Annotated in this window: 21 protein-coding genes and 1 riboswitch; of the genes, 6 read left to right on the top strand and 15 right to left on the bottom strand. The window is 72.2% G+C overall.

Going from position 1 to position 23,244, the window contains the following annotated elements:
* Positions 1-16 precede the first annotated feature (16 nt).
* The 4 genes from serS to HT134_RS30205 all read right to left on the bottom strand — a co-directional run bounded on the left by serS (position 17) and on the right by HT134_RS30205 (position 4,154).
* Positions 17-1,279 (bottom strand): serine--tRNA ligase, encoded by a 1,263-nt coding sequence (serS, locus tag HT134_RS30190; RefSeq protein ID WP_175603886.1) that lies wholly within the window; start codon positions 1,277-1,279, stop codon positions 17-19.
* 166 nt (positions 1,280-1,445) lie between these two features.
* Positions 1,446-2,369: a prephenate dehydratase gene (gene pheA / locus HT134_RS30195; protein WP_175603887.1), complete on the bottom strand. Its 924-nt coding sequence runs from the start codon at positions 2,367-2,369 to the stop codon at positions 1,446-1,448.
* 2 nt (positions 2,370-2,371) lie between these two features.
* Positions 2,372-2,800 carry a DUF4446 family protein gene (locus HT134_RS30200; protein ID WP_312888552.1) on the bottom strand — a complete coding sequence of 143 codons (429 nt, stop codon included), beginning with the start codon at positions 2,798-2,800 and terminating at the stop codon, positions 2,372-2,374.
* Between the two features lies 1 nt (position 2,801).
* A complete protein-coding gene (locus HT134_RS30205; protein ID WP_312888553.1) occupies positions 2,802-4,154 on the bottom strand; it encodes a glycosyltransferase 87 family protein in 1,353 nt (450 codons plus the stop codon).
* A 532-nt stretch (positions 4,155-4,686) separates the two neighbouring features.
* Between HT134_RS30205 and HT134_RS46120 the strand changes: the two genes are divergently transcribed.
* Positions 4,687-7,533, top strand: coding sequence for a hypothetical protein (locus HT134_RS46120; protein WP_246365886.1), 2,847 nt, complete (start codon positions 4,687-4,689; stop codon positions 7,531-7,533).
* Here the strand turns inward: HT134_RS46120 and mptB are convergent.
* From mptB to HT134_RS30225, 3 genes are all read right to left on the bottom strand, one after another.
* Entirely contained in the window at positions 7,415-9,262 is a 1,848-nt protein-coding gene (mptB, locus tag HT134_RS30215; RefSeq protein WP_175603889.1) for a polyprenol phosphomannose-dependent alpha 1,6 mannosyltransferase MptB, read from the bottom strand. The genes HT134_RS46120 and mptB overlap by 119 nt on opposite strands.
* A gap of 603 nt (positions 9,263-9,865) precedes the next feature.
* Positions 9,866-10,594 (bottom strand): glycosyltransferase family 2 protein, encoded by a 729-nt coding sequence (locus HT134_RS30220; protein WP_175603890.1) that lies wholly within the window; start codon positions 10,592-10,594, stop codon positions 9,866-9,868.
* A 673-nt stretch (positions 10,595-11,267) separates the two neighbouring features.
* Positions 11,268-11,615: an STAS domain-containing protein gene (locus HT134_RS30225; protein ID WP_175594545.1), complete on the bottom strand. Its 348-nt coding sequence runs from the start codon at positions 11,613-11,615 to the stop codon at positions 11,268-11,270.
* Between the two features lie 245 nt (positions 11,616-11,860).
* Here HT134_RS30225 and HT134_RS30230 point away from each other — a divergent pair, with 245 nt between their 5' ends.
* Complete coding sequence (locus tag HT134_RS30230) at positions 11,861-12,259, top strand: hypothetical protein (protein ID WP_175603891.1); 399 nt, start codon at positions 11,861-11,863, stop codon at positions 12,257-12,259.
* A 124-nt stretch (positions 12,260-12,383) separates the two neighbouring features.
* On the opposite strand, the gene HT134_RS30235 is transcribed toward HT134_RS30230, so the two are convergent.
* Both HT134_RS30235 and HT134_RS30240 read right to left on the bottom strand, forming a co-directional pair.
* On the bottom strand, positions 12,384-13,553 hold the full coding sequence (locus tag HT134_RS30235; protein ID WP_312888555.1) for a sensor histidine kinase: 1,170 nt from the start codon (positions 13,551-13,553) through the stop codon (positions 12,384-12,386).
* A complete protein-coding gene (locus HT134_RS30240) occupies positions 13,550-14,248 on the bottom strand; it encodes a response regulator transcription factor (RefSeq protein ID WP_175603892.1) in 699 nt (232 codons plus the stop codon). The genes HT134_RS30235 and HT134_RS30240 overlap by 4 nt, the downstream gene beginning before the upstream one ends.
* Before the next feature lie 93 nt (positions 14,249-14,341).
* Here HT134_RS30240 and HT134_RS30245 point away from each other — a divergent pair, with 93 nt between their 5' ends.
* The 3 genes from HT134_RS30245 (at position 14,342) to HT134_RS30255 (ending at position 15,518) form a co-directional block, all read left to right on the top strand.
* Entirely contained in the window at positions 14,342-14,512 is a 171-nt protein-coding gene (locus HT134_RS30245; RefSeq protein ID WP_175603853.1) for a hypothetical protein, read from the top strand.
* A gap of 18 nt (positions 14,513-14,530) precedes the next feature.
* Positions 14,531-14,752: a DUF6412 domain-containing protein gene (locus HT134_RS30250; protein WP_175603893.1), complete on the top strand. Its 222-nt coding sequence runs from the start codon at positions 14,531-14,533 to the stop codon at positions 14,750-14,752.
* A gap of 118 nt (positions 14,753-14,870) precedes the next feature.
* Positions 14,871-15,518, top strand: coding sequence for a YidC/Oxa1 family membrane protein insertase (locus HT134_RS30255; protein WP_175603894.1), 648 nt, complete (start codon positions 14,871-14,873; stop codon positions 15,516-15,518).
* Between the two features lie 30 nt (positions 15,519-15,548).
* Here the strand turns inward: HT134_RS30255 and HT134_RS30260 are convergent, their stop codons facing one another.
* Both HT134_RS30260 and HT134_RS30265 read right to left on the bottom strand, forming a co-directional pair.
* Entirely contained in the window at positions 15,549-15,989 is a 441-nt protein-coding gene (locus HT134_RS30260) for an ATP-binding protein (RefSeq protein ID WP_312888556.1), read from the bottom strand.
* A 142-nt stretch (positions 15,990-16,131) separates the two neighbouring features.
* Positions 16,132-18,000 carry a PAS domain S-box protein gene (locus HT134_RS30265; RefSeq protein WP_175603895.1) on the bottom strand — a complete coding sequence of 623 codons (1,869 nt, stop codon included), beginning with the start codon at positions 17,998-18,000 and terminating at the stop codon, positions 16,132-16,134.
* 93 nt (positions 18,001-18,093) lie between these two features.
* Between HT134_RS30265 and HT134_RS30270 the strand changes: the two genes are divergently transcribed.
* Complete coding sequence (locus HT134_RS30270) at positions 18,094-18,654, top strand: methylated-DNA--[protein]-cysteine S-methyltransferase (RefSeq protein WP_175603896.1); 561 nt, start codon at positions 18,094-18,096, stop codon at positions 18,652-18,654.
* On the opposite strand, the gene HT134_RS30275 is transcribed toward HT134_RS30270, so the two are convergent.
* The 4 genes from HT134_RS30275 to HT134_RS30290 form a co-directional block, all read right to left on the bottom strand.
* Entirely contained in the window at positions 18,632-19,996 is a 1,365-nt protein-coding gene (locus tag HT134_RS30275; RefSeq protein WP_175603897.1) for a purine-cytosine permease family protein, read from the bottom strand. The two genes, HT134_RS30270 and HT134_RS30275, sit on opposite strands and share 23 nt — an antisense overlap.
* A riboswitch (TPP riboswitch) is annotated at positions 19,987-20,099 on the bottom strand. (Overlaps the previous gene by 10 nt.)
* Positions 20,100-20,167: 68 nt before the next feature.
* Positions 20,168-21,088 carry an SMP-30/gluconolactonase/LRE family protein gene (locus tag HT134_RS30280; RefSeq protein ID WP_175603898.1) on the bottom strand — a complete coding sequence of 307 codons (921 nt, stop codon included), beginning with the start codon at positions 21,086-21,088 and terminating at the stop codon, positions 20,168-20,170.
* On the bottom strand, positions 21,085-21,978 hold the full coding sequence (locus tag HT134_RS30285; RefSeq protein WP_175603899.1) for an SDR family oxidoreductase: 894 nt from the start codon (positions 21,976-21,978) through the stop codon (positions 21,085-21,087). Before HT134_RS30285 ends, HT134_RS30280 begins: the two co-directional genes overlap by 4 nt.
* A 2-nt stretch (positions 21,979-21,980) precedes the next feature.
* The gene (locus HT134_RS30290) at positions 21,981-23,234 is read right to left on the bottom strand and encodes an MFS transporter (protein WP_175603900.1); all 1,254 of its coding nucleotides are present in this window, start codon (positions 23,232-23,234) and stop codon (positions 21,981-21,983) included.
* Positions 23,235-23,244 lie beyond the last annotated feature (10 nt).

Raw genomic sequence — 23,244 nt, forward strand, 5'->3', positions numbered from 1 at the left:
CAGGCCGCGCGTCCCGCTACTTGGGCGGCTCCAGCACCTCAAGGCCCACGTACGGGCGCAGCGCCTTGGGCAGCACGACCGAGCCGTCGGCCTGCTGGTGGTTCTCCAGGATGGCGACGATCCAGCGCGTGGTGGCCAGCGTGCCGTTGAGCGTCGCCACGTGCTGCGGCTTGCCGTCCTTGTCGCGGAAGCGCACCGCCAGCCGCCGGGCCTGGAACTCCGTGCAGTTGGAGGTCGAGGTCAGCTCACGGTAGCGGCCCTGGCTGGGGATCCACGCCTCGCAGTCGAACTTGCGCGCCGCCGACATGCCGAGGTCGCCCGCCGCCGTGTCGATGACCCGGTAGGGCAGCTCCAGGGCGTCGAGCATCTCCTTCTCCCAGGCCAGCAGCCGCCGGTGCTCCTCACGGGAGTCCTCGGGCCGTACGTAGGAGAACATCTCGACCTTGTCGAACTGGTGGACCCGGATGATGCCCCTGGTGTCCTTGCCGTACGAGCCCGCCTCGCGGCGGAAGCAGGACGACCAGCCCGCGTAGCGCAGCGGCAGCTCGTCGGCGTTGAGGATCTCCTGGGCGTGGTAGCCCGCCAGCGACACCTCGGAGGTGCCGACCAGGTAGAGATCGTCCTCGGGGAGGCGGTAGATCTCCTTGTCGTGGGCCACGTGGAAGCCCGTGCCCTGCATGGTCTCCGGCTTGACCAGCACCGGCGTGATCATGGGCGTGAAGCCGTTGGCGATGGCCTGCTGCAGCGCCATGTTGAGCAGGCCGAGCTGGAGCCGGGCGCCGACGCCCTTGAGGAAGAAGAACCGCGAGCCGGACACCTTGGCGCCCCGCTCCATGTCGATGGCGTCGAGCAGCTCACCGAGCGCCAGGTGGTCGCGCGGCTCGAAGTCGAACCGCCGCGGCTGGCCGCAGGTCTCCAGGACGACGTAGTCGTCCTCGCCGCCGTGCGGGGCGTCCTCGTCGACGATGTTGGGCACGGTCTGCATGAGCTCGTCGAGCTCGGCCCCGAGCGCCTCGGCCTCCGCCTCGGCGGCCTTGACCTCGGCCGCGAGCTCCTTGGCCCGGGCCAGCAGCGCGGCCTTCTCCTCGCCCTGCGCCTTGGAGACCGACTTGCCGAAACTCTTCTGCTCGGCGCGCAGCGACTCGAACCTGGTCAGCGCGGAGCGTCGGCGCTCGTCGAGGTCGAGCAGCGTGTCGACGACGGCGTCGTCCTCACCGCGGGCACGCTGCGACGCCCGGAGCCGGTCGGGGTCCTCACGAAGGGTACGCAGGTCAATCACAAGGAAAAGGCTACCGGCGCGAGGCGTCTCCTCGCCTCTCGATTACCCGTTACCGTGTCCCGCGCCGTGAACGGCACCCGGCCTGACCCGCGCGAACCCGGGCCCGGGACGGCCGTCAGCCCTGGCGTCCGGGACGTGCGTCAGCCCTGGACCCCCGGGACCGGCGTCAGACCTGGCCGGCGCGGATCCTGGCCAGCCAGTCGCCGGCCTCGGCGAACTCCTCGTCCGTCGTGCCGCGCTTGACCCGCGGCGCGACCCCGTCGGCCCGCGGGTAGCTGCCGAGGAAGCGCACCTCGCCGCAGATGCGGTGCAGCCCCGCGATGGCCTCGCCGACCCGGGCGTCGGCGACGTGGCCCTCGAAGTCGAAGTGGAAGAAGTAGCGGCCGATGCCGTCGCCGGTGGGCCGCGACTCGATGCGCGTCAGGTTGACGCCGCGCACGGAGAACTCGGTCAGCATCTCCAGCAGCGCGCCGGGGTGGTCGTCGGCCAGGAAGACGACGAGCGTGGTGCGGTCGGAGCCGGTCGGCTCGGGCAGCGGACGGCCGGGACGGGCCACCTTGACGAACCGCGTCACCGTGTCGGTGCGGTCTCCGATGTCGCCGGCCAGCTCCACCAGGCCGTAGTGCTCGCCCGCGATGCGCGCCGCGATCGCCGCGTCGTACGGGGAGCCGGGCAGCGCCACCTCCTGGGCCGCGGCGGCCGTCGAAGGCGCCGCCACCACGACCGCGTCGGGCAGCTCGCGCGAGAGGAACGCGCGGCACTGCGTGATCGCGGCGGGATGGGTGTAGACGCGCTTGATGTGCGGGATCTCCGTGCCGGGCCGGGCCAGCAGCGAGAAGCGCACCGGCAGCAGCAGCTCGGCGTCGATCAGCAGGGGCTCGCCCCAGGCGAACTCGTCGAGCGTCGTGGTGATCGCGCCCTCGACGGAGTTCTCCAGCGGCACGACGGCGCCGTCGGCCTCGCCACCGCGGGCGGCGGCCAGCGCGGCGCTCACGGTCGCGCAGGGCAGCCGCTCGGCGACGGGGTCGAGGAGCCGCAGGGCTTCCTCGGTGAAGGTTCCTTCGGGCCCGAGATAGGCGAGTCTGGGCATGACTACAGAGTATCCGCAGCTTGTCGGGCTGCGCGCGGCTTTGCCGCGACCGACCCGAGTCCGAGCCGGGCGGCCCGCACCGCCTCCTCCTCTTCCGGCGACAGCGGCTGCTCGCCCTTGCCGCCCACCACGCACCGCACGTACGTGCGGGTCTCGGAGCAGCCGTTGATCGAGGTCAGCACGATGCCGTCGCCCAGGCCGTTGATCATCGCGACGGAGAACGACAGGCGGCCGGCCATCTCCTCCAGCGCGTCGTACCGGCACACGGCCACGTCGCGGATCGCCCTCAGGTCGCCGGCGGCGGCGGACGCCTGCCGTACGAGCATGCGGCGGCAGTCGTCGATCTCCTCGCGAGCCCGCCGGAGCGTCAGGTAGCCCATGACCACGCCGCCCGTCGCGGCGGCGAGGCACATCCCCACGGCAATCAGCACGCTACAGAGGGTAATGGGCGGGCAAGGCGCCTGGCGAGGGCTGGACGGCCCGCCGTTTCGGCAGCCAGGACGCCAGCAGCCAGACCAGCGCCAGCGCGCCGAGCCCGTACGCGTTCTGCACGATCTTGCCCAGCACGGGACTGAGCACCGGAACCTCGGCCGCCTTCAGCGCCACTCCCCACCAGGGGATGGGCAGCACGTAGTACAGCCACACGCCGGCGGCCACGCGCAGCCGTACCGGATCGCGGCCGTCGCCCACCAGGGCGCCCAGCACGACCACCACCCAGGCCAGGTGGTGGATCCACGCGACGGGCGACAGGAGCACCGCCATCAGGCCGACGAGCGCGACAGCAGCGACGTGATCGCCCGCCCGGTACGCGTCGCGGGCGGCGCGGAAGCCGTACCAGCCGACCACGGCCACGAGCGCCACCCACAGGACCGCCGTGAACGTGTCGTTCATGTACAGGCGGATCAGCATGCCGCGGATGGACTGGTTGGTGGTGCCGGCGTTCGAGCCGAGCCGGTTGGGGTCGAACAGCGCCGAGAACCAGAAGCCGGCCGCGTCCCGGGGGATCACCGCGAAGGGCAGCAGCGTGAGCAGCGCCGTCACGAACGACGCCATGAACAGCGTCCGCCACTGCCGGGTGATCAGGAGGTAGACGAGGAAGACGCCGGGGGTGAGCTTGACGGCGGTGGCCAGCCCGATCAGGAACCCGCGCGGCCACCACGGCCGCCGCGCCACGCAGTCGGCCAGGCACAGGGCCACCAGCATGATGTCCACCTGCCCGAACCGCACCTGGTCGCGGATCGGCATCAGGTACGTGCACGCCACCATCAGGAACGCGAACAGCCAGGGGGCGTGCCGGGTGCCGCCGGTCAGGACGCGCCGGAGCGTGACCCGGGTCCGCCGGACCGCTTCCGGAAGACCCGGTGCACCCGTCTCCTCACGGACGTCCGCACCGGTTACTCCCTGGGCGCTTGCCAGGGGCCGCGTCAGCACGTCCCGGAAGGCGAATCCCACCGTCACGGCCAGCGAGACGAAGATCCCGGCCGTCCACACCCACTGGGCCGTCCCCCAGGACATCTCCGCCAGCGCCACGGCCAGCATCGCCGCGACCGGCGGATAGGTGAACGGGAGAAGCTGGGGCGCCGGGGTGAAGTACTGGTATACCTCGCCGCCGTCCAGGAGCACCTGGCCGCCGGTACGGTAAACATCGAGGTCGACGAGGCGCTGGTCGTCGGGGTTCGTCAGCCAGTGCAGCACGAGGGGGGCCACGGCCCACGCCACGACGACCGCCGCCACGGCCCACGCCCACCACTGCCGCCGGCGCACCGACGTCTCGCCACCTGTCACGGTGTGGCACGTTACCGTGGCTGTTGCCATCGAGGGTCAGACACCGGGGGTCCCGTACATGCCGCATGCCACGTTCAGCGCGCGCTCACGTGCCCAGCGGTCCCTGTGGTTGTCCGCCGCCTCCAGAGTCACGGCCGTCGCCCTCAGCGCAGTGGCGACCACCGCCTTCCTGAGTCACCCGGGCGCCCGGGCCCTCCCCCTCGGCGCCGAGCCCGCCTCCGCGACCGCGACGGCCGCCCCCTCCTTCGCCACGGCCGCCCAGAGGACCGACCTCACGGCGGGCGGCGATACGCGGCACGCTCCCAGTGGTGGGACGAGCGCCCTTGGGACGGTGTCGTTCCCGACCACCCGGACCGCATACGCCGCAAGCGGCGCAACGCAGCACACCAGGACCAGCGGAACGAACCAGGCCAGGACCGGCGAAGCAGCACGGAGCGAGCTGACCGGCGAAATCGCGCGAGGCGAGCTGACCGGCGAAGCAGCGCGGCACGAATCGACCGGCGAAGCAGCGCGGCGCGAACTGACCGGCAGGGTGGCCCTCATCGGCGTACCCGGCCTCGAATGGAGCGACCTCGACCCCTCCCGCACCCCCAACCTGTGGAAACTCGCCGGACAGGCCGGCTCCGCGTCACTGTCCACGCGCGCCGTCCCGCCCCCGGACCGCGGCATCACCTGCCCCATGGCGGGCTGGCTGACCGTCTCGGCGGGTCAGCGCTCCGGAACGCCCGGCCGGGGCTGCCCCGCCGCGCCCAAGCCGCAGCGGAACGGCGAGGGGGCCAGTGTCCCGGGATGGGCGGCGCTGGCCGCGTACCAGTCGGAGACCGGGTACGACGCGCAGCTCGGCACCCTCGGCCAGGTGGTGGCCGAGGGAGGGGGCCGGGTCGCGGCCATCGGCCCGGGCGCGGCCCTGGCCGCCGCTGACAAGGCCGGAAATATCACCACATACGCGGACACCCCAGAAGCCCTGCCCGACCTGTCGTCCTATCACCTGATCGTTCAGGACGTCTCCTCTCTGGCCGACGCCTGGCTCCGCCGGCCCCTGGACGAGTACGGCGTGCCGACGCCCATGCCGGCCGACACCAGACGGCAGGCCGCCGCACAGGCCGACCGCCAGATCGGGACCCTCCTGTCCCGGCTCCCGGCGGGCACGACGACTCTGGTGGCAGGCATCTCGGACGTCACCCCGAACGCCCACCTCCACGTGGCCCTCGCCACCGGCCCAACCGCCACCACCGACCCCACCACGGCCCTCTCCCCAGCCGCCCCCAGCGCGGCCCTTCGGCTGGCCGACCCCAGCGCGGCCCTTCTCTCCGCCGACCACACCGCGGCCCAGACCCACAACCCCATCAGCGCGACCGACCAAACCCACAGCGCCGCCGACATGGCCGGCCAGAGCCACGACTTCACCGGCGCGAGCGACCAAACCCACGGTGCCACCGGCGTGGTTCACCAGGCCCACACCTCTGCCAGCGCGGCCGAGCAGAGCCGCGGCTCTGCCGACACCTACCGCCACGGCCACCTGACCGCCACCTCCACGCGCCAGGACGCCCTCGTCACGATCACCGACCTGACGGCCACGGCGATCGGGGCGCTCGGGCTGGAGCCTCCGCGCCAGGTCGTCGGCCGCGTCTGGGAGAACGGCGGTCCCGCCCCCGCCACGACCGCCGAGACGGTGGCGGAACTGGCGGACGCCGACCTGGCCAGTCAGGTGCTGCGCGAAGTGCGTGGCCCGTTCTTCGCGGTCTTCGTCTCGGTGCAGCTCCTCTTCTACGCTTTCGCGGCCCTGGCCCTCCGCCGCCGCCGCAAGTCCCCCGGCAACGGAGCCCGTTCCCTCGCAGACGGCACCCCGAAAGCACAGAGCCACCTTCCAGAGACCGGCGCTGTGAGCGCCAACCCGGCGAAGACCGAGCCTGTGGAGGCCAAGCGAGCAAAGACGCAGCCTGTGCAGGCCGCCGCGGAGACTGGGGCGACCCACGCCGTGGAGGCCACTCCCACGGAGATCCCGCCCGGGGAGCTCACTCCCACGGAGAACCCGGCTGCGGAGCTCACTCCTACGGAGATCCTGCCTGTAGAGGCCGCCTCCACGGGAGTCCCTCCTGCGGAGGCGAAGCAAGGGGAAGCCCCGACCTCTAGCCCAACACCACGCCCGAACCCGACCTCACCCCGCACCCCAAGCTCACCAAGCTCACCAAGCTCACCAAGCAACCAAAGGTCACCCCAGAACCTGCAGTCACCACATGACCCGAAAGCAACCCCCAACCTGACCGCGGCGGGATGGGCGGGATCTGCCGGTGACGTTGCCGGGGAGTCTCGCCTGTTGAGCGTCGTGCAGGTCGTGGCGGTGGTCAGTGGAGCCATCGCCGTGTCCACGTTCCTGGCGCAGCTCGTGCCCTGGTGGAGCCTGCCGATGCCGATGGCGGGCGTGATAGGCACCATCCTGGGCATCGCCGTGCTGATCAGCGGGGTCGCGTTCGGCGGGCCGTGGCGGACGCACGTGCTCGGGCCGCTGACCGTGGTCGCGGCCGTCACCTCGGTGGCTCTGCTCGCGGACGTGATGACCGGTTCCACGCTCCAGGTGAACGCCGTCACCGGGTACGAGCCCGTCACCGGCGGCCGGTTCTACGGCTTCAGCAACATCGCCTTCGCCGTCTACGCGACCGGCACCATCCTCGGCCTCGCCGGGATCGCCCACTGGCTTCTCGGCAGGGGCGTGCCACGGCTCGTGACGCTGCTGGTCTGCGCCGCCTACGGGGGCCTGGCGGTCTTCGCGGACGGGTGGCCGGCGTGGGGAGCCGACTTCGGCGGCGTGCCGGCCTTCGTGATCGGACTGGCCGTCTTCCTCATCATGCTCGCGGGTCGCCGGGTTTCCGTCGTGAAGCTGTTCCTGGTGGCGCTCGCGGGCGCCGCGCTGATCGGCGCCATCGCGTTCTTCGACTGGCTACGGCCGGCGGCGCAGCGCACCCATCTGGGCAACTTCGTCCAGCAGATCATCGACGGCCAGGCGTTGACCGTGGTCGGCCGCAAATTCGGCGCCATGATCGGGGTGACCGTCGGGAACTGGTCGCTGACGTTGCTGTCGGTGGTGGCGCTGGCCTTCCTCTTCCTGGTGCTGGACCGCCCGTCTCGCTGGGGAGCCTCGGCGCTCGGCCAGGCGTACGCGCTCGCCCCGCCCCTGCGGGCTGGGCTGTTCGGGGCGTTGACGTGCGCGTTCATCGGGTTCCTCATCAACGACTCGGGGATCGCCATCCCCGCCATGGCGCTCACGATGGCCGTCCCGCTGGCGCTGGCCGCGTCCGTACGGGCCTTGCAGCTCTCCAGGCCCACCACACCAGCGCAGCCGTCAGAGCAAGCAGCACCCACGGAACGATCTGGGGCCTGACCACGTCCCTGAGCCAGCCGAGGTCGTCCGGGAGGACGATCACCCGCGCCGGGAGGTAGGCCAGGGACAGCGCCAGCAGGTGCGCGACCAGGAAGCCGTCGAACGCCGTGGCCGCCACCAGGGCCAGCAGCGCGAACGCCATCCCGTCGTACCAGGGCAGGATGTACGGGGTGGCGAACACGTACGCGCTGACCAGCACGGCGGCCACCACCTCGGCCGGGAGACCCGCGGCCTGCCCGGCGCTCGGCGCATGCGACAGCGACGATGACGACAGGGGCGACGACGAGGGCGACGCCGCCACCGCCGACGACGAGGGCGACGGTGACGGCGGTATCAGGGAGCGCGCTCGTGTTCGTTGAGGCCGTACCGGTCCGGCAGGCGGCGTCCCCGCTGGATTGAGCCGGTGCGACAGGCGGAACAGGGACCACGCGACGAGGACCAGGACCAGCAGAGAGCCGATCTGGATCTCGCCCCGGTAGGCGCTCCCCGGACCGACCAGCGTCTGCAGCCAGCCCTGGACGAGCTTCCAGTAGGAGGCGTGCGAGATCGCCTTGCTGGTGCGGGTCACGGGCTCGATGGCGTCCGTGCCCACGACGGCGTATCCGGCGATCACCACGGCCAGCGCCGCGCCGGCCATCAGCGCGAGCCGCCCCGGCCGGCGTCGCAGCTCCCATGCGGGACCCAGCGCCACGAGCCCGGCGTTGACCTTGATCGCCACACCCAGCCCCAGCAACGCCCCAGCGCGGAGCGGACGGCCACGGGCGAGGAGCGCCGCGATCATGCAGGCCACGGCCAGGGTGTCCACATGCATGCCGGCGACCAGTTGGTACAGCAGCAGCGGATTGGCCGTCCACAGCAACGCCGCCCGGAGCCGTCTGCCGGGATCACGCCTGGTGGAACGGTCGATCAGGAGGCCCGTGCCGACGAACGCGGCGGAATTCAGCACAGCCAGCACGAACATGGTCAGCCTGAGCGAGTCTCCGCCCACCCAGCTCGCCAGCGCCTGCGCGCCGGTCGCGACGGGGCCGTACACGCTGGGCTCCTCGCGCCACGGCTCCTCCACCGCTCGGGCGATGGGATCGCCGGGGAGGTCCACCGCGCCGTGGGTGTACGGGTTGACGCCCAGCACGACCATGCGGCCGTACGCGGCGTAGTTGAGGTGATCGCCGGAGCCGGAGGGCGGCAGGAGCGCGAGCAGACCGGCGGCTATGCAGCCGACGACGACGAGGAGGCGGGCGGCGGCTGACAGGCCGTCACGGCTTGACCGGTGTGCTGTGGCGGCGGGGCCCGAAGTGCTCTTTTCTGCGTGGTTGGAATCTTCTGTGATGTGGTCTGGTGCGGTGCCTTCCGCGTGTTCGCCAATGCCGGTGCGGTGCCCCGGGGGACTGCCGGCGGTTGTGCGGTCGGTGACAGCGCTCTCCACGTCGTTGGCACCGCCTGTGGCGGGATGGGACGCGTTGGCGGCAGCGTGAGGGGCGCTCTGTACGTGGGCGGGGACGGCTGAGGGACGGCGCGAGACGTGGCGGGTGGCGGTCAGGCCGGTGAAGAGGCCCAGGCCGCCGAGGACGATGGCGGCCACGGCCATGCCGATCACCAGGTGGGGGTCGGGCCGGACGTCCAGCGAGAACGGCGGCAGCCAGGCCGGACCGCCAAGGTCAGGGACCATGGCGGACGGACCGAGGAGGCCGATGGCGATCGTCAGCAGGATGGATGCGATGATCGCGATCATGGCCGGCCTCGGAAGCCGGTGGGCCGGCTTTCCGCTCTCGTTCTCCGAAGTCACCCGCAAATTCCAGCACACCGGTCCGAGCATCTGGTCCGTCTGTCCCCAGGCTGTGGATAACTTCGCGTTTCTGGTGGATGAAGGGGGGTGGGGAGGGCGCTCTAGGCCGTCTGGGACCGTCCGGATCGGTTTCGGTCCTGTCGGATGCTTGATTCTGGGCGGGTTCGAGCTGCTTGCTCCGGGCGGTCCTGATTCCCCCAGTGTGGCGAACGGTGCTTCTGCGCGGGTGCGGCGAACAGGACCGACCAGTCGCCGGAGCCGGACAGCCGTTCGGGCGGGAAGCCGGTCGAGGACGCAAGGGACCCCCGGCTCAGCGGCGACATCGGCCGAAGACGCCGCTCACCTCAAGCCGCTCACCTCAGGCCCCTCACCTCGGGCCCCTCGCCCTTGGCGGACAAGTCGGGCGAAGGCGCCTCTTTTTCTCCCAGCAAGACGCTCCTCGTCCCAGCAGAACTGCCGGGCGAAGGGCCCGGTCGGGGGGTGTTCGTGCGGGGATTTGGCGGGACGTGGAGGGGGTGCGGGGGATCGACCGGGTTTGCGTATGGCGGGTCAGCGGTTGGGGCGGAGCTTGTTGAGGTTTTGGGTGATTAGGGGCTCGCGCGCCGCGAGTGCGAGTGCCACGTCGCGCAGTTGGCGGGCGCGGTGGAGCTGGGCGCGCCAGTCGGTGCCCGTCGCGCGATGGCTCATCTCCACCTCGACCTCCACCACGCGATACCCCTTGCGCAGCAGGTCGATGGTCAGTCCCGTCTCCACGCCGAACCCGTGAGCCAGCGGCCGGGCCGCCTCGAAGGCGTCGCGGGTCAGGCAGCGCTGGCCGTTGAGCGGCTGGGCGGCCGTGAAGCCGGTGGCGCGCCGGATGCCGTCACGCGAGAGCCGGACCACCACGCCGTGGCCGCCGAGCTTGACGCGCGTGGCGAACACCGCGATGGACATGTCGGCCTTGCCCTCGCGGATGGGGGTGATCAGGGCAGCCGCCGCGCGGGCGGTGTCCCCGAGGTCGGCGTCCAGGAACAGTAAGTGGCGCGGGGTGCCGTCGTCGAGCAGGCGCACGGCCTCGGCGCCCGTCTCCATCGCGGCGGCCTTGCCACGGTTGCGGCTGTGGCGCACCACCCGCGCCCCCGCCGCACGCGCCGCCTTGCCGGTCTGGTCGGACGATCCGTCGTCGACGACCACCACCAGGTCCACACCTGGCAACGCCAGGGCGGCGGTCACGGTGGCGCCGATGCGCCCGGCTTCGTCCTTGGCGGGAATGATGACCGCTGTGTCGCCGCTCACCATGCCTCCCCGTCAGTCATCGGGATCGGGATAGGGATAGGGATCTGGAACGGCGTGAGCGTCGGGAACCGGGTCAGGATCGGGTCAGGTGAGTGGGGGCCGGTCCGTTTGCTGTACCTCGCGCTCCCGACGGTGGCCGCGTGTGTGGACGTCTCCATGCTCGCGAAGGTCCCCGCCCCGGCGCCCGCGATGCTTCTCACGCCCGCGAAGGTTTTCGTCCGGTGCGCCGCTCTCCGTGCGGTTCCGCGTCTCGCCATGGGCGAGGGCGTCAGGCTGACGGCCAGGGTGTGTGCGCGGCTCGCCCCGCATTCAGGCGCCGGGGCGGCGGCCGGGGTGCGCGTGCGGCTCGGCGCGCATCCAGACGCCGGGGCGACGGCCAGGGCGTGCGTGCGGCTCGCCGCGCAACCAGGCGCCGTGGCGGCCGAGGCGTGCGTGGGGGTCGTCTTGCGTGCGGGCGTCAGGCGGGGGCCGAGGGTGCGTGTGCGTTTCGCGCCAGGTGCGGGCGTCGCCATGCCTACCGGCGTCGCCATAGCTGCCGGCGGCGCGAAAGGTGCAGGTGTCGCGCCAGGTGCGGGCGTCGGGCCCGCACCTGGCATGGTCGTACGGCCCGCCCCTCGCGAGGGCGGCTGGTCCGTGGTGGGCCGGGGGGTCGGGTACGCGCGTTGCAAGGGCGGCCTCACGACCCTTCGGTGATCAGGAGCTCCTGCGGCACCGCGTCGTACACGGTGAAGACCGAGTCGAGCCCCGTGACCTGCAGGATCTTCCGTACGGCGGGACGAGGGGCGGCCACGTCCAGGGCGCCGCCCCGCTCCTTCATGCGTTTGAGCGCAGAGAGCAGGACGTTCATCCCCGTGGAGTCGCAGAAATCCACGCCGGACATGTCGATGACCACGCGGCTGGGCCCGTCCTGCAGCAGGCGAGTGAACTCGGACTGCAGGTGGGGTGCCGTGTAGAGGTCGATTTCGCCGGTGATGGCGACGAGCGCCTGACCGGCATGTGATCGAGTCGAGACCTTGAGCTCCACAGGGGCAGGCTAGCGGCGCGGAGCCTTCCGGTCACGTTGTCACGCCGAGAGGCGAACCGCAGGTTTTTGTCCTCCGTTTGGGCTCCACAGGAACGCAGAGTACGCGAAGCTTGACGGTGTGACACCGGCACGGCCGGAAGGGGGCGGCCCGGCACCCGCGTCCGGTCACCGCTCCGATGCCGCACCGAGACGGATCGCCGCACCGAGAAGGAGGGGCTGGGCGCGACCACGGGCCCGAGTATCTGATGAATACCGAAGAACCCGAAGATCCTCAGCGTCAACGGCTCCGCGAGCACCTGGAGACCATCCTCATCCGCACCGAGAAGGCCGCGCCCTGGCATGACGAGGCCGGACGCCTGCGCAGCCTGGTCAATCACGAGGGATTCGTCCCTGTACGCACGCGGTTGGCGATCGAGGACCTGGAGTTCCTGGCGGGCGCCCGCCAGGAAGTGCTGACGTTCGCCGAGCTGACCCTGCGACTGCTCGACCTGCATCAGCCCCGTGACGCCGGCGGCATCACCAGCGACTCCGCCCATCCGATCCTGCGCTGCCGGAGTTGCATGTGGCGCTGGCCGTGCCCGACATTTCGAGCAATGTCGGAGTCGTTCGGCGGGGCTCTCGACGGCCTCTCAGAGCCCGCATGAAGTCCTTCACCCGTCTGAACCAGCCCGTCCGGTCCTGAAGCCAACCGCCTGTCCCCGGGCGAGGGCGGCGGCAGCCGTCCCGTACGCGGCGAGCCTCCGAGCGAACACCTCGACGCACCCGGCCTCAACGCACCAACGGCAGCCGGATCTCGAACCGGCAGCCCGGCCCGTCGTTGACCACGCCGATCATCCCGTCGTGCGCCTCGACGATGCCCTGAGCGATGGCCAGCCCGAGCCCGGCCCCACCCCCCTCCCGGGCCTCCCGGGTGGGGGTACGGGCGGCCTCCCCCCGGAAGGCGACGTCGAACACCCGAGGCAGGTCCTCCTCCGGTATCCCCCCGCAACCGTCCGACACCGACAGGCAGGCCATCCCGGAGTCCACCCCCGCGCGCAGCACCACGGCCCGGTCCGAGGGAGTGTGCCGGATCGCGTTGACCACGAGGTTGCCCAGCGCCCGTCCCAGCGCGGTGGCGTCGGCCTCCACGGGCACCGGCTCGGCGGCCTCGGCGGTCAGCCGCACGCCCTTCGCCCTGGCCAGCGGCTCGGCGCCCGCGACCGTGTCGGCCACCAGGTCGGCCAGCCCGACCCGGGCCCGGGACAGCCGCAGCGCCCCCGCGTGGATGCGTGACAGCTCGAACAGGTCGTCCACCATCGCCGACAGGCGCTCCACCTCCAGCTTGATCTGCCGGTGGTAGCGCTCGACCGTGGCCCGGTCGGTGACGACCCCGTCCTCCAGCGCCTCGGCCATGGCGCGCATGCCGGCGAGCGGCGTGCGCAGGTCGTGGCTCACCCACGCCACGAGCTCGCGCCGCGCGCCTTCGAGGGCGCGCTCGCGGGCGTACGCCTCCTCCAGGGTGTCGGCGATCGTCTGGAGCTCGGCCGGCAGCCCGGACGGGGCGGTGAACGGCGGCTCGCGTACGGCGGCGACCAGCCTCCTGCTCTCGCCCACGACCCTTCTGGCCAGCACGTACGCCACCCCGAGGCCCACCAGGCCGCCCACGGCGACGACACTGAGGACGATGTCCCTGACCTCCCCCTCGATGATCATCTTCAGGGTGATGGCCACGACGCCGGCCAGGGTGGCCGCGATGGAGACGACCATGACCACGGCCAGCATCACGCCGATGGACCTGCGGCGCAGCGCCCACATCGCCCACACCCCGACGAGCGCCACGAGCAGCCCCAGCCCGGCGGTGACGGCGACGATCATCCCGAGGTCGTCCATCGTCGCCCCGGCTTCCAGGGCCGCCGCGAGAGCGACCCTCCCACCGCCCAGGACCGCCGCGAAGCTCACCCGCCGGCCTCCAGTGGTTCGAAGCGGTAGCCGACCCCCCACACCGTCACGATCCGGCGCGGCTCCGTCGGGTCGGGCTCGATCTTCTCCCGTAGCCGCCGCACATGGACCGTCACCGTCGAGGAGTCGCCGAACGACCATCCCCACACCTGGTCGAGCAGCGCCGACCGGCTGAACGCCTGGCGCGGGTTGCGCATCAGGTACGCCAGCAGGTCGAACTCCCGCGCCGTCAGCATCACCTCGGCGCCGCCCAGCCGCACCTCGTGCGCGCCCACGTCCACCATCAGGTCGGCGTCGCGCAGCACCCCCGTGCCGCCGGGCACGGACGCGCCGCGCGCCCGCCGCAGCACCGACTGCACCCGCAGCGCCAGCTCGCGCGGGCTGAACGGCTTGGTCACGTAATCGTCGGCGCCCGTCTCCAGCCCGACGACCCGGTCGATCTCCTCGCCCAGCGCGGTCAGCATGATCACCGGGACCGGCCAGCGCTCCCGGAGCTTGCGGCACACCTGGAGCCCGTCGACCTTGGGCAGCATGAGGTCGAGCACCATCAGGTCGGGCGGCCGGGCGAGGGCGCGCCGCAAGGCCTCGGCGCCGTCGCGCACGCACTCCACCTCGTGGCCGTCGCGCTCCAGGTAGCGGGCCACCACCTCGGCCACGGTGGGGTCGTCGTCGACCACCAGGATGCGCGCGCTCACACCTTCACCGTACGGCCCGCGGCCCCGGTGAGACACTCACGTCATCGGTTCGTAAGCCTCGCGGATCTTGGTCGCAGGACGTACGGTGTGCTCATGAGTCGAGTCGTCATGCTCGTGCTGGGCGCCCTTCTGGCGCTCTTCGTGCTGTTCAACTTCGTCCTGCCCATGGTGGTGGGACTGCTGAAGGTGGCGCTGATCATCGGTGTGATCGGTCTGCTCGTCTTCGTCGCCGTCTCGCTGGTCGGCAAGACGTCCTCGCGGTGATCCCGCCGGGAAGCTGACGTGACCCTGTTCCTGCTGGACCCGTGGCTGGCCGGCGTCACCATGGTGGCGGTCCTGCTCCTGGTGAGCTGGGCCGCCAGGCTGCTGCCCGTCGCGAGCGGCCGGGCGCCGAGTTTCCCCCTGGTGTACGCCCGCCGCACGGCCTTCCAGCGCCAGCGCGACCCCGGGGCCGCCGGCCGGCCCCGGCCGAGAGCGCCCTCATCCCGCCCCGCTTCCGTCTAGCGGGGCTCGCCGTTCCTGTCGAGCCCGCCGAGGGCCTGTTCGTCGGTATGTCGATACGCCGACATGCCGATGTCTCGATGCAGAGCCCTCGTTCACCCCGTTCGTCGAGGAAGGGCTCATGTTCGATTCTCTTGTCGCGTTTCTCATCGGCATGTCCGGAGGCCACGCGGCCCTGGCCATCGTGCTGTTCACGGTGGCCGTACGGCTGCTGCTGCTCCCGCTGAGCGTCCGCCAGGCGCGTGCCGCGCGCATCACCGAGCGGCTGGCGCCGAAGGTGCGCGCCCTGCGCGAGCGGTTCGGGCGCAACCCGGAACGGCTCGCCCGGGAGATGTCCGCCCTCTACGCGAAGGAGGGCAGCTCGCCGATGGCCGCCATCCTGCCCGGACTGGCGCAGGCGCCGTTCATGTGGCTGGTCTACCGGGTGGCCACGCACCCGACCGCTCTGGCCGGGCACGATCTGCTGGGCGCCCCGCTGGGCCAGCAGGTTGCCGGAATTGTCGCCAATTACGGACTGATCAGTTGGCCTGTTTCGGTCTTTGCCTTGGTGATCGCCCTGGTCATCCTGGTGGCGTGGCTCCAGGCGCGCCGGATCGCGGCCACGCTGCCCGCGGAGCAGCCGCCGCTGCTGCGGAGGATCATGCCGCTGATGCCGTTCGGCTCGGTGCTCGCCGCCCTGGTGCTCCCGCTGGCGGCCGGTCTCTACCTGCTGGTGTCCACCGCGTGGACGTACGGTGAACGGACGGTGCTGACCCGCCGGTTCGCCTGACGAGTCGCCCCCACGATGCCCGAGGCCGGTTCAGCCGGCCTCGCGCAGGGCCGCGACCTGCCCGTTCATGCCGTTGCCCGTCCCGTTGGGCGCGGGCAGGATGGCCCAGACCGTGGTGGTGTCGCCGTCGTGGCGCACGCCCCAGCTCTCGGCGACGTACTCGACGATGCCGAGCCCCCGGCCGCCGAGCGAGGACAGCGTGGGACGGCCGGCCCGCGGCTCGGTGGCCGCGCCCCCGTCGCTCACCGCGACCTCGATGTGGTCGTCGTTGCGCAGCCACGCGACCTTGACCATGCCCGACGGCAGCGGATGCGCGTGCCGCAGCGCGTTGCTGAGCAGCTCGCTCACCACGAGCACCGCGTCGTCGATCGCGGCGGCGAAGACCCCGCAATCGTGCAGGTCAGTGCTCAGACGCTGGCGGGCAACAGCGACGCTGGACGGCGCGTACGGCAGCAGCACCACGCTTGACACACCCACCTCCCCGTCTTCATGTGCCCCCCGCGGGAACACCCCCGGTACGACCGAAATGCCCCGTTACTCAATCCCAGAAACCGGATCTCGATCACAGCTTGTCCACATCGGACGATAGGTCAGCTCAACCGTGACCACCTCGTTACCACACCGGTGTGTCGGATCCGATAGGGGGAGCCGCGGCGAGAACCATCCGCATCCGGGTGCCTCCACCCGGTCGCGGATGGGCGCTCACGTCGCCCCCCTGGGCCCGCGCGAGGCTGCGCACGATGTAGAGCCCGAGCCCCACTCCGCCGAACCTCCTCCGGTCGCCGCTCTCCACCTGGACGAACCTCTCGAAGATCCGCTCCCGGTCGGGCGCGGCGATGCCGACGCCCTCGTCGTCCACGACCACGACCACCCTGTCGTCCTCCGGCCACGCCTCGACCCTGATCAGCCCGCCCTTCGGTGAGTACTTGAAGGCGTTCTCCAGCAGCTGGCCGAGCACGATGTCGGTGGCCAGCGCGTCACCCTTCACGTACGGCAGGCCGTCGGGGATGTCCACCTCGACCCGGTGCGTATCGGACAACTCGGGCAATCCTAACGTCGCCGCATTTATCCGCTCAGCCAGGTCGAAGGTTTCCACCCGTACCTTCAGCTCGTCGGCGCCCGCCCGCGAGCCGAGCAGCAGATGGTCCATGAGCTGCCCCAGCGAGCGGGCCCGCTCGGCGATCGTGTGGACGGCCGAGCGGCGCTCCGGGTCGCTCAGCTTGTCCCAGCGCGCGTCGAGCGTGCTGGCGAAGCCGCGCACGATCGTGATCGGGGTGCGCAGCTCGTGGCTGGTCGTCGCCAGGAACAGGTCCTTGGCCTCCTCCAGCTCCTTGGCCCGGGTCACGTCGCGGAAGTCGACCACAGTCTCGCCGGTCGCGTCCACGCGGGCGCTCACCACGTCGAGCCAGCGGCCCGTGCCGAGCTGGAACGTCAGCTTCTCCCCCGGCCTGGGCAGCGGGAACGGCGGCGGCCCGCCCTTCACCGCGTCGGAGGCCAGCCCGGTCAGCTCGGCCGCCGCGGGGTTCCACCGGATGACCCGGCCCGCCCCGTCGAGCACCGCGATGCCGTCGGCGCTGGCGTCGAACACCGCCTGCTCGTGCGCCCGCTGCCGCACCGCCTCCTGGTAGGCCATGGCGTTGCCCACGGCGATGCCGGCGTGCCCGGCCAGCAGCTCCAGCAGCTCCAGCTCCAGGTGGCCGGGCTTGCGCCGGGCGTACAGCGCGTAGAGCGCGCCGTACGGCCGCCCGCCCACGGCGGCGAGGCCGAGCGCGATCGTGTGCAGGCCGCTCAGCTCGGCCCACACCAGCTCGTCCAGCCCCTGCGACTCCAGCAGGACCGTCTTGCCGGTGCGCAGCAGCTTGTCCACCAGGCTGGTGCGCAGGCCGGCCGTGGCGCCCTTGAGCGTCTCGGGCAGCCGGTGCGCGCTGACCAGGCGCAGCCGCTCCCCCTCGATGAGCACGAACCCGCCCGCGTCGGCGCCCGTCAGCTCGGTCAGGCTGCCCGCGATCCGGTCGAGGACGGCCGGCAGCTCCAGCTCGGCGTTGATGTCGCCGACCACGTCGGTCAGCCGGCGCACCAGGCGGACCCGGCGCGCCATGCGCTCGCTCGCCGCCTCCTCGGCCGCCGCGCGGTGGTGGACGCACACGTAGCCCACCACCGAGCTGCCCATGACCAGCGGCCCGATGTCCACCGTCACGTCGAGCACGCGGCCGTCGCGGCGTAACCGCTTGGTGCGCAGCGTCACCTGGTCGCCGGTGCGCACGCGTTCGAGCACCGCGTTGTGCTCGGCCGTCAGCTCCCCCGGCACGATCGGCGCCCTGCGGCCCAGCATCTCCTCGGCGCTCCAGCCGAAGAGCCGCTCGGCGGCCGGGGTCCACACCAGCACGGTCTGGTCCCGGTCGAGCGCGATCAGCGCGTTGGGCGAGCCGGCGAGCACCGCGCGAGCGATCTCGTCGTCACTGCCGGCCCACTCGTCACCCACACCTCCATAGTGCCCGCGCTGCGGGGCCACCGTCGGCCGATCCGTCCGATACGCTGCCGATCACGACCTACCAGGTGAGAAGAGGGTGAGCGGATGTCGAGCGGTGATCTCGATGCCCTGCTACGGGTGACCTCCGCCACCTACCGCGGGGAGACGCCCCCGGACATCGCGTTCGGCACCTACGACGGCGCCGTGGGACGCCTGGTGCTCGCGGTCTCCGGCAAGGGCGTCGTGGCGTGCAGCTTCGAGGACGAGAACACGGTGTACGAGCGGGTGATGCGGCACGTGGGCACGTTCATCGGGCCCGACCCCGGGCGGCTGGACCCGGTGCGCCGCGAGCTCGACGCGTACTTCTCGGGGCGGCTGCGGGCCTTCACCACGCCGGTGGACCTGGCCCTGGCCACCCCGTTCGCGCGTACGGTGCTGCAGAAGACGATGGCGGTGCCGTACGGCACGACGACGACGCTCGGCGAGATCGGCGAGCGCATCGGGCGGCCGCGCGCGCTGCGGGCGGTCGGCAACGCGCTGATGGCCAACCCGGTGTGCGTGGTCGTGCCCTGCCACCGGATCGTGCCCGGCGACGGCGAGCTCGGCGACTACGCCGGTGGCGTGGCCGCCAAGCGGCACCTGCTCACCGTGGAGTCCCGCTCCTGACCGCCGGCGACCGGCCGGCCCGGCGCGCGACCAGGCCGATGGCGAGCGTGACCAGGGAGGCCACGAGCGCCGCGCCCAGCGCGCCGTTCATCCACGGCTGCCGGGTGAAGCCGATCGCCGCGCGCGCCCACGCCCAGAACTCGTCCCAGACGGCGACGGTCGGCGTCGAGGTGGTCAGCCAGTACGCCACGAAGCCGAGCGCCCAGGGCACCAGCATCGACCGGCGGGCCGGCGCGTCCTCCTCGGTGTTCCACCGGGCGGCGCCGCCGAGCAGGAAGTAGTCCACGGCGAGCACCGCGAACATCGGCACGAACACCGCGCCGATGACGCCGAGGAACGCGCCGTAGGAGTTCACGTCGACCAGCAGCGCGAGCCCGGTGGTGAACACGCCGATGGCGACGGTGAAGATCCGCCGGTCGACACGCGGCATGAGGTTCTGCAGCGAGACGGTGGTGGAGTAGACGTTCGCGAACGACTGGTCCGTCTCGCGCACCACGAGCACGGCGAAGAACAGCGCGCCCAGCGGCGCCGCGACGAACGCGCCGAACACCGCGGTGGAGTCGGCCTGGATCGCGGCCGCCCCGGTGATGGCCACCGCGTACACGCCGAGCCCCAAGCACGCCACCTGGGCCACCGTGTAGCCGCCGACGACGCCGGTGAACGCGGCGGCGCTGGACCGCGAGTGCCGGGCGAAGTCGGCCGCCATCGGCACCCACGAGACCGACAGCGCGATCACGTAGTCGACGGCCGGCGCGAACGCCTGCCACGAGCCGCCGGTCTGCGGCTGGACGTGGCCGAGGAAGTCCACGGCGAACCAGATCAGCGCGAGGATCACGGCGACCGTGACGTAGCGGCGCAGCAGCCGCACCGAGCCGAGCGGCCACAGGGTCAGCGAGGTGGTCAGGACGCCGGCCGCGACCACCCACACCGCGTACGGCACCGCCGGTCCGAAGATGGCGCTCGCGCCCATGGCGATCACCCAGAGCTCGAAGGCGCCCCAGCCGACCATCTGGATGATGTTGAGCACGGTCGGCACGTACGACTGCCGCGCCCCGAACAGGCCGCGCAGCAGCACCATCGCCGGCCGGCCGGTCTGCGTGCCCGGGATGGCGGCCAGCCCCACCATCGCGGTGCCGATCAGGCTGCCCACGACCGTGGCGGTGAGGGCGGCGGCGAGGCTCAGCGGCGCGCCGCCAAGCGGGTCGAGCAGGAAGAGCGCGCCGGAGAAGCCCAGCAGGCTGACGCCGAGGTTGGCCCAGAGCGCCCCCTGGTCGAGCACGCCGAGCGTCTTCGGCGGCGGCTCGTCGAGGGTCAGCGGGACTTCGTTGACGGCATGCGTCATCACACACTCCCTACGCCGGCATTACCCGGACAGGTTCATGCGGTCGGCAGCAGCGATAGCTGCCCTCTCAGCCCGGTGACCCCGAGCTCCCGCGTTGGCTCATGAAGTTGGCGCCCTCATATTGCCTCATGAGCGGACATCTGGCCACAGTGAGCCCCCGATATCTCAGGCTCAGGGGCGGGGGATGGCCACAGCGGTGTACGGCGTGGTGGGGGTCGGGGTGGTGTCGAAGCGGGCGTTGGGCAGGTAGAGCCGGTCCCTGAAGGCGGCCATGGTCGCCGGTACGTCGAAGCGGCGGTCGGTCACGCGCCGTACGACGCGGCCGTCGGTCCCCGTCTCGTTCAGCCGCAGGACGGTCACGGTGTTGAGCCGGTTCTGCACGGCGTACAGCGTCCGGCCCCGCAGCAGCAGGCCGTCGCCTTCCTTCAGCGACTCACCGTGCAGGTTCACCCGGCGGGTCCGGCCGGACCGGCTGACGCGGAACAGCCCGCCGGTGTTCGACTGCACGACGAGCAGGCCCCGGCCGTCCGGCGTGGGTGTGATGCCGTTGGCGTTGAAGCCCTTGTGGTACACCAGGTCGCCGGTGAGCCTGATCCGCCGCGCGGCGGCGGGCAGGCGTCCGCCGCGCAGCGGCAGCTCGTACAGCACGGGGTTGGTGGAGTCGGTGATCCACGCGGCGCCGTGGGTGATGGTGAGGTCGTTGACGAACGCCGGGCCGCTCGCCAACCGGTAGGTGGCCAGTGTCCCGCCGGTGCGCACGTCGAGGACACGCAGGTCACCGCCCGTGCCGCCGGCCACGAACAGCCGTCCGCCGGAGTCGAGGGTCATGCCGAGGGCCGGCGTGCCCGGTCCCCGGCTGAAGATCTCACCACGCCCGGTGCGCAGGTCGGCGCGGTAGATCGAGCCGTCGGCCATGGAGCCGATGTAGGCGTACGGGCCGGGGCCGATGGCGATCCCCTCGGGCCGGAAGCCGTCGGGCAGCGGGATCGACCGCGGGAACCTCCCGGCCTGCCCGTCCGTCGCCGCTCCGGCGGAGCCGCCCGTGGTGACGGCCAGCGCGAGCGCGGCGGTGACCGCGACGAGAACCTTCATCGGACGTCCTCCTGGTCGTGGCGGGCCGCGGTGAACGCCGCGGCGTGGTCGCGGGCGAAGTCGGCGATGTCGCGCGGACGGCGGCCGAGGAGCTCGGCGACCGTGCCGGTGGTGAAGTCGCCCCAGCCGGCGGCGTACGCCTGCGCGTACTCCTCCAGCATGTCGACGATCCAGGCCGGGACGCCGTGGCCGAGCAGGGACTTGCGCTTGGCGTCGTCGCTGACCGGCAGGTACGTGACGGGCCTGCCGAGGACGCGGCCCAGCTCGCCGGCGACCTCGTCGAACCCGAGCGAGCGCGGGCCGGTGAGGGTGTACGTCCTGCCGTGGTGGCGATCGGGGTCGTCGAGCAGCACGCGGGCGGCGCACGCGGCGATGTCGCGCACGTCGATCATGCCGACCCGCCCGGTGGCCATGTTCAGCGGGAACGTGCCGGTGGCGGAGATGTCGCCCGCCTCGTTCAGCAGGTTCTGCATGAACCAGTGGGGACGCAGGATCGTCCAGCGCATGCCGCACTGCTCGATCTCCCGGTCGGACAGCGCGTGCAGCCGGCCGCTGCGGTTGGGCGCGTCGTGCGCCGCGCCGACGACGGACAGGCGCACGACGCGCTCCACGCCGGCCTGGCGCGCGGCCCACAGGGCGTTCATGTGGTGCTCAGGAGCGCGCGGGCCGTTCGGGACGAGCAGCCACACGTCCTGCACGCCCTCGAAGGCGGGCGCGAGGGACCGGGGGTCTTCGAGGTCGCCGCGGACGACCTCGGCGCGGCCCGCGCGCGGGCTCCGGGCCGGGTCGCGGACGAGGGCGCGGAGGTTCACCTCGGCGCCGTCCAGCGCGTCGATCAGCGCGGTGGACACGGTGCCGGTGGCTCCGGTGATCAGCACGGTGCGAGGCACGCTCATTCTCCCTTGGTGGTGGTGACGGGGGTACGGACCAGGGCCAGCGGGGGCCTGCCCGCGGCCCGGTTGACGGTGACGCGCTCCAGGACCCACAGCACGACGGTCCCGGCCGAGAGGGCGGCGCCCAGGACGCACACGCCGGTCCAGCCGCCGCGCGCCCAGACCGCGGAGGCCAGCGCGGACCCGGCCGCGCCGCCGACGAACATGCTGGTCATGAGGGCGGAGTTGATCCGGTTGCGGGCCTCGGGCCGCAGCGCGTAGACGACGTTCTGGCTGCTGTTGAGCACCGCCTGATGCGCCAGGTCCAGCACGACCACGCCGGCGAGCAGGAAGCCCAGCGAGCTCGCCCCGGCCGCCATCGCCGCCCAGGACGCGACGAGCAGGACCGTCCCGGCGCCGCTCACGACCTGGACCAGCCCGCGGTCGGCCAGCCGCCCCGCCACCGTGGCGGTCAGCGCGCCCACGGCGCCGACCAGCCCGAACAGGCCGATGGCCGACTCCGACCACGCGTACGGCGCCCCCACCAGCAGGAAGGTCAGCGACGTCCACAGCACGCTGAACGTGGCCAGGCTCAACGCGACCATGCCCGCCCGCCACCGCAGCAACGGCTCCAGCCGGAACATCGCCACCGTCGAGCGCAGCAGGCCGAGGTACGACTGGCGCGCGCCGTCCCCGCCGAGCCGGGGCAGGAAGGCGCGCAGCAGCACGGCCATCAGCGCCATCAGCACCGCGCCCGCCCAGTAGACGGTGCGCCAGCCGCCCAGCTCCGACAGCGCCCCTGAGGCGGTGCGTGCCAGCAGCAGGCCGAGCATCAGCCCGGTCATCACCGTGCCGACCACCTTGCCGCGCTCGGCCGGGTCCGCCAGCGTCGCCGCGAACGGCACCACGACCTGCGCGCCCACCGAGGTCAGCGCGGTCAGGGCCGTGCTCACCATGAGCACCGCGCCGTTGGGCGCCATGGCCGACACCAGCAGGAACACCGCGGTCGCTCCGTAGAGCGTCACGGCGAGCCGCCGCCGCTCCATCAGGTCGCCGAGCGGCACGAGCAGGATCAGGCCCAGCGCGTACCCGGCCTGCGCGGCGGTCACGAGCAGCGCCGCCGACGCCGGTGCGACCTCCAGCTCCCGGCCGATCAGGTCGAGCAGCGGCTGCGCGAAGTAGTTACCCGCGACCGCCAGCCCGGTCGCGACCGACATGAGCAGAAGCAGCCCGCGCGGCAGGCCGCCGGCTGGGTGAGGTGTCGTCGCCGTCATGCCCCCAAGC

It is taken from the genome of Nonomuraea rhodomycinica (assembly GCF_013363995.1).
Lineage (GTDB): Bacteria > Actinomycetota > Actinomycetes > Streptosporangiales > Streptosporangiaceae > Nonomuraea > Nonomuraea rhodomycinica.

Coding starts and splice junctions, on each gene's coding strand:
- pheA (WP_175603887.1), bottom strand. CDS start 2,369: ATGCCCAGACTCGCCTATCTCGGGCCCGAAGGAACCTTCACCGAGGAA.
- mptB (WP_175603889.1), bottom strand. CDS start 9,262: ATGATCGCGATCATCGCATCCATCCTGCTGACGATCGCCATCGGCCTC.
- HT134_RS30245 (WP_175603853.1), top strand. CDS start 14,342: ATGAGTCGAGTCGTCATGCTCGTGCTGGGCGCCCTTCTGGCGCTCTTC.
- HT134_RS30270 (WP_175603896.1), top strand. CDS start 18,094: ATGTCGAGCGGTGATCTCGATGCCCTGCTACGGGTGACCTCCGCCACC.
- HT134_RS30275 (WP_175603897.1), bottom strand. CDS start 19,996: ATGACGCATGCCGTCAACGAAGTCCCGCTGACCCTCGACGAGCCGCCG.
- HT134_RS30255 (WP_175603894.1), top strand. CDS start 14,871: ATGTTCGATTCTCTTGTCGCGTTTCTCATCGGCATGTCCGGAGGCCAC.
- HT134_RS30220 (WP_175603890.1), bottom strand. CDS start 10,594: ATGGTGAGCGGCGACACAGCGGTCATCATTCCCGCCAAGGACGAAGCC.
- HT134_RS30280 (WP_175603898.1), bottom strand. CDS start 21,088: ATGAAGGTTCTCGTCGCGGTCACCGCCGCGCTCGCGCTGGCCGTCACC.
- HT134_RS30230 (WP_175603891.1), top strand. CDS start 11,861: ATGAATACCGAAGAACCCGAAGATCCTCAGCGTCAACGGCTCCGCGAG.
- HT134_RS30290 (WP_175603900.1), bottom strand. CDS start 23,234: ATGACGGCGACGACACCTCACCCAGCCGGCGGCCTGCCGCGCGGGCTG.